Source organism: uncultured Nitrosomonas sp. (assembly GCF_902826915.1).
GTDB lineage: Bacteria > Pseudomonadota > Gammaproteobacteria > Burkholderiales > Nitrosomonadaceae > Nitrosomonas.
In genome coordinates this window covers 1-5,152 of sequence record NZ_CADEGP010000114.1, presented here as the reverse complement: position 1 = coordinate 5,152, position 5,152 = coordinate 1, and the positions used below count along the sequence as shown (strand labels likewise).

Annotated in this window: 5 protein-coding genes; 2 read left to right on the top strand and 3 right to left on the bottom strand. The window is 44.7% G+C overall.

Going from position 1 to position 5,152, the window contains the following annotated elements; genetic code table 11:
- Positions 1 to 207: 207 nt before the first annotated feature.
- Entirely contained in the window at positions 208 to 846 is a 639-nt protein-coding gene (locus QZV86_RS13350) for a hemolysin expression modulating protein (RefSeq protein WP_295629123.1), read from the bottom strand.
- 190 nt (positions 847 to 1,036) lie between these two features.
- Between QZV86_RS13350 and QZV86_RS13345 the strand changes: the two genes are divergently transcribed.
- Both QZV86_RS13345 and QZV86_RS13340 read left to right on the top strand, forming a co-directional pair.
- Positions 1,037 to 2,593 carry an adenylyltransferase/cytidyltransferase family protein gene (locus tag QZV86_RS13345; protein ID WP_295629120.1) on the top strand — a complete coding sequence of 519 codons (1,557 nt, stop codon included), beginning with the start codon at positions 1,037 to 1,039 and terminating at the stop codon, positions 2,591 to 2,593.
- Positions 2,594 to 2,713: 120 nt separating this feature from the next.
- On the top strand, positions 2,714 to 3,889 hold the full coding sequence (locus QZV86_RS13340; protein ID WP_295629117.1) for an alkaline phosphatase PhoX: 1,176 nt from the start codon (positions 2,714 to 2,716) through the stop codon (positions 3,887 to 3,889).
- Positions 3,890 to 3,953: 64 nt separating this feature from the next.
- Here QZV86_RS13340 and QZV86_RS13335 read toward each other — a convergent pair whose 3' ends face one another.
- On the bottom strand, positions 3,954 to 4,595 hold the full coding sequence (locus QZV86_RS13335; protein ID WP_295629113.1) for a hypothetical protein: 642 nt from the start codon (positions 4,593 to 4,595) through the stop codon (positions 3,954 to 3,956).
- Positions 4,596 to 4,614: 19 nt separating this feature from the next.
- A complete protein-coding gene (locus QZV86_RS13330; protein ID WP_295629111.1) occupies positions 4,615 to 5,049 on the bottom strand; it encodes a hypothetical protein in 435 nt (144 codons plus the stop codon).
- Between the last annotated feature and the right edge of the window lie 103 nt (positions 5,050 to 5,152).

The following is a 5,152-nucleotide window of genomic DNA, read 5'->3' as shown; positions in this document are numbered from 1 at the left end:
CAGGCTACACCGCTTTCTCCTCACTTGTCATACACCAGAAATAATCATAGCTCACAGGATGGCCACCATAGGTCATGAATCGTGTGATTAGAAAAGTTATCAAGAAACGTAAGTTACTTCCAACTTGATGCTGGAAGTAACTTAAAGTGATTTACTTGAGAGAGGAATAAAAACGAATTACTACGAAAATATCTTGTTCGAGGGGTATCAGAGAGCAAAGACAATCATGTCGGCAGTAATCGAGTTGAAATTGACCCCAACCATTTCAATATATGCGGCACCACCAACGAACTCAGCCGTGAAACCGATGTCGCCGTTGTCCTCGATGTTTGTGATATGTGAAACCAATTCTGAAACTTGAGTGACTCCAAGCTTAGAAGAATCAAAAAACAAGCGGTCCTCGCCAATTGTGAAGTCGGCAATCTGAAAATTTCCGACGCCATAAAAACCAAAGGTATCATTACCCGCTCCGCCATTGAGACGATCAAAATCCCCTGCTCCAGGTTGAATGAAGCTAACGGGTACAGTACCGCCTGCAAGGAGCAGATCGTCACCATTGCCCCCAAATAATCTTTCAGTGCCTTCTTGTCCATCCAGAGTGTCGTCGCCGTCGCCGCCGTTCAAAATTCCATTGCCGACGCCGCCTGTGATGGTATCGTTGCCTGCACCACCGTCGATTTCATCATGACCAGGGCCACCGGTGAGAATATTATCCAGTTCATCACCGATAATGAGTAAATCGTTCTCGTCGAATCCGGCTGATCCGAGACCGTCGAATCCAATGCCATCAATAAATTTAATAACTCCCGAACTAGTACTCGGACGAGGTTCTGTAATGACTGCCATAATGTGGCCTCCTAATTTTGTATTGAATCGATATAATTATTTAACACCTCATTAATTAGATAATAATGAGAATGATTCCTATTATAATAAATAATGGTTAAAATGCAATCATTGATATGGATCGTTATTGAAATAGGTTGGATGAAGTGACTATTGCAATTATCAGAAACAACACACTGATCAGCATCTTATGACTCCAGAACTTGAAGGATCACTGCACCGAGCGAAGGATCTAATCGCAGCCGGTAAATTCAATGATGCGGACGAGTTGTTGGGGCCGCTTAAAAGCGAAAATCCTTTGTCGCAGGATATTGCACGTTTATGGTGTTCTTTGGCGATGCGCACCGACCGCGTGGCTGAAGTGCCTGTTTATGCAACAACAATTTATGAGCATGTACAAGGAGATTTTTATAAAGCGCATTGGGCGCATGTGCTGGGTACCGCAAGTTTTATTTTGCTGGATCTGCCAGTGTCGCAAGCACATTTTACAACCGCTTTGAATCATTTAATGGCACTGGCTAAATCTGGAAAAATCCCGCCGCAAAAGGAAAAAGATAAACAGCTACGAACCGAGGTAAATGTTTTTGCTTCGGGGGAAGCGGAAAAATTGTTGTGGGTTACTTGTGCGCAATTAGCTCAATTGAATATTCCGGCATTTCCGTTTGCCGGCACTCTGCTGGGGTTGGTGCGTAACGGCTGTTTATTGGATTTTGATAAAGACATTGATATCGCGGTACGAATGGAATCCTGGAATGCCTGTTGCGCTGCACTAGAGCAAGCAGGATGGACAAAAGTGCCAATGCGCATTGAATATGCCAATTATCGTGATTATGTGCATCCGGAATTGGGAATTACGTTGGATGTTTGCGGTTTGCAAGATAGGGGGAAGCAAATTGTGGGCGGTTTTGCCTTGCCTGGCTATCCGGATGATTATCAACGCGTATCGGTTTTTCCAAAATTTGACTTGATTCAGAGAGATACTGAGTATGGGACTGTTTGGTTTCCACGTCAGCCGGAAAAGATTCTGCGGGCATTTTATGGCGATTGGCGCACACCCAATCCCAACTGGGATACAGTGGTGTCTGCGCTCAATCTGGGAAATTTTACTTTGCTGGTACGCTGCTATGCATATCACCGGCTGATACAACATTGGTTACTGGGAAACTTGGCCAAAGCATGGTGCTATGCGCACCAGATTGCGTTAAAAGATCCCGATGACGTGTTTGTATTGCGTAGCCGCCAATGGTTGGAGCGTGCCATGGTGCGTTTAAACCGCGAGATGCCGGTGTGGCCGAAGAATCAAGTACAGAAACGCATCTATACGCGCATGGTAGCTGATTTATTTCACGAGGGGCATATCAACTTTTTGCGGGCGGCACGTGCATTGGGCACGCATTTAACGGTCTGTGTGGTGTCTGACGAGCGCGTACTAGAAAACAAAGGAAAATTACCGGTTATGAAGCAGGCGGAACGGGCCGTGGTTGTGGCTGCCTGTAAATATGTCGATGCCGTTATGACGGAAACGCCGCCGGGGGTTACACCGGAATATATGCTGCGGAACGGTTTCGATATTTATACGTTCGCTTGCGCATCAGAACGGGAGCGTCAGGAGAAATACAAGTTATGTCACATGTTGTCGGCTGAAATGATACAGGAGCTGTCATATACCCCTGGGATTTCCACTTCTGATTTAGTCCTGCGCATTCAGGAAGGCGCAGGGAGAAAACATACAGATGAAAAGAGCTGACCGCACACATCAGATTTGAAGCATATAGAAAGTAGAAGCTGAAATACCGCTGTATTATGTCCCTTATAATTGAAGGGCAATATCATATCATGGCATTTTCAGAAATGAGGTTATTAGAAGATGACCAGATTTGATATTAAGGATATTGAGCGTCGTAGATTTTTGCAATACAGCTTTATGGGTTTGGGGGCATTTTTTGGTGGTATTTTACTACCAAAATCTGCCAGAGCTGCAGCTTCCTCGTTGTTATCCTTGGGTAATTTGGAGCCGGCAGATGCTAATGGCATATGCTTGCCACCGGGTTTTACCTCTCGCATTGTGGCGTACTCAGGGCAGAAGCTTTTTGGCTATATTTGGCACGCCGCTCCCGATGGTGGTGCTGTTTTTCGTGTTAAGAATGGTGACTGGATATACGTTTCCAACAGTGAGATTGACGATGGAGGCGGTGGTGTGGGCGCATTACGCTTCAATCCTCAGGGAGATATTATTGATGCGTATTCCATTTTGAATCAGACTTATCGTAATTGTTCTGGTGGTAAAACTCCGTGGTGGACTTGGTTGTCTTGTGAAGAAGTTGATAGAGGACAGGTATGGGAATGCTATCCATCAGGGAGAAAAGCCGCGCAACCCAGAAGCGCTTTAGGCTTATTTCGGCACGAAGCGGTTGCTGTGGATTTCGTAAGAAAGCAAATTTATCTAACCGAAGATGAGACGGATGGATGCTTATATCGTTACACAGCTTATTCAATTGATACGGAAGGGAAACCTGATTTGGATAATGGAGTTCTGGAAGTTGCCGAGGTCATTGATAAAAGTACCGGGGCAGTGCACTGGAATGCTGTGCCCGACCCATTGGCTACCTCTCTTCCTACACGTAAACAAATCTCTAACTGCACCCCATTTAATGGTGGGGAAGGTATCTGGTATCGACGCGGCATTGTCTATTTCTCAACCAAGGGTGATAATCGCGTTTGGGCGTATGATGTTCTAAAACAGTCCTTGGGTATTATCTATGATGCAGCATTATATGCAGAGCCTATGCTAACTGGAGTGGACAGCATCACGGGTAATGCTGCAGGAGAATTATTGATTGCAGAAGATGGCGGCAATATGCGGCTTGTTGCTTTGACGAAAAGTAAAGTTAGGCCGATATTGCGAGTCGTTGGCCAGGATGGCTCTGAAATAACCGGGCCTGCTTTTAGTCCGGATGGGTCACGCCTGTATTTTAGCTCGCTCCGTGGCAAAACCGGATTGGTTGAGGATGGCGTGACCTATGAAATCACGGGGCCATTTTAAACAAGTGCTCGTTTCTTTAAATGCTTTCAATCTCTCAATACATTACCGACGCCAGTGCTGGCTACTAGTGTATCAGATTCATGAAAGACCCAACGGTTGGAGGCGATGCCAAGTCGGTTCGTTTGAATGTGAATAGGAAAAATACAGTATGTTTATTATAATGTGTATTTGCTACAAATGGCACTGTGCCTACGAAACGACCTGATGATACCTCAAAGATATCCAAATGAAATTTAGAATATCCTGCTTGATAATCAGCTTCGTAGAATGATAGCTTGGGTAATGCAATAGGAATTAAGCTCGCTGAAATCGGGGGGATTCCAAAGAAGGTATTAGCAGATTCCGTTCCTAAAGAGTCGACTACAATATTCATGCGATAGGTAGCAGATTCGTCTTGCGCGACATAACCCTGTTGTCCTAGCCAACCGGCAATGATTCCTTTCATTAAGTCTTTGTCTCCGCTTATCCCGAACAAATCAAGCTTGACTACGGAGCCTTTAGGGATAGGCAATGAAGAATCTAATGACTTGGCGAGACTACGCTTTACCGCTTCACTTATTAATAATTGCTCAGTTGCTGTTCTGGCGGAACTGGTTATTTTCTGGGTAGTTGAACACCCTGCTAAAAATCCTACTAATACCATGCTTAGACACAGCCCTTTTATTATTCTTATTTTCATTAATTTGCTCCTTCCTTTTTTATTCATGCGTTGATCATAGCTTCTTTTACAAAAAACGCAATAAACTTTGTGGGTGGCGGTATTTTAGTGAACGGTAAATGCGGCAGATTGGATACAGAATGATCAGCACCAGCAATGTGATCCAATAAGTTTGTTCCAAGTTGCCGCGCTCGAATAGGGGTTTCAGTGCTAACAGCACGCAGAAGTGCGCTAGATAAAAGAATAGTGCGGTTTGTCCGAAGACAAGAACGGGGCCGTTGGGATTGATGGTTTTTTTAATGAACTCCAGACGCATCAGCAACGCAAGAATAATTGCCATCAAACCGAGTTCCAGCAAGGTGTAGGCGAGACTTGGCGGATATTTGCTAACATGCAGCCATTGTATCAGCGTATTTCCTTCCAAGTGCATGAACATGTTGCCATAACCATCCAGCCCGCGAATCACCACAAACAAAATCAGTATGAACCAGCCGATGGTCATCAGCAGACGGTCAATTGCCCATGAATCGGATTTTGTTGCGATGAGATGTTTGAGGTATGCTTATTTTCATGGAGTCCGAAGTTTCATAAGATGAAGACATGAA